The organism is Mycobacterium sp. NGS40 (assembly GCF_059812735.1).
In genome coordinates this window covers 1-386 of sequence record NZ_JCALDG010000131.1, presented here as the reverse complement: position 1 = coordinate 386, position 386 = coordinate 1, and the positions used below count along the sequence as shown (strand labels likewise).

Here is a 386-nt window from a genome sequence, read left to right as displayed (position 1 = left end):
CCTTGGGCCCTGTACGGCCTGCTATTCACTATCGTGATCCTCTTCGCCTTACAGGGCGATCAAATCACCAGCAGGCCATTCGATGTCGCCCGAATCGCTTTGCCGCTGCTGGCGTACTTCGCCATCATGTGGGGCGGTGGATACCTCTTGGGGGCCGCGCTCAACTTGGGCTATCAGCGCACAACCACGCTGGCTTTCACGGCTGCCGGCAACAACTTTGAACTCGCGATAGCAGTTGCGATCGCGACGTACGGGGCGACCTCCGGGCAAGCCCTCGCCGGGGTCGTCGGCCCTCTCATCGAAGTACCAGTGCTTGTCGGCCTCGTCTACGTCTCTCTGGCGTTGCGGCGACGTTTCGCCGCGGATGCTTCGAACGCCGCGCCGGC

1 protein-coding gene is annotated in these 386 nt (G+C 63.0%); it reads left to right on the top strand.

Annotated features, from left to right (window positions below; genetic code table 11):
- Positions 1-386, top strand: a 386-nt coding sequence (locus AC5Y5O_RS32260; RefSeq protein WP_500028777.1) for an arsenic resistance protein, incomplete at both ends; no start/stop codon positions are given.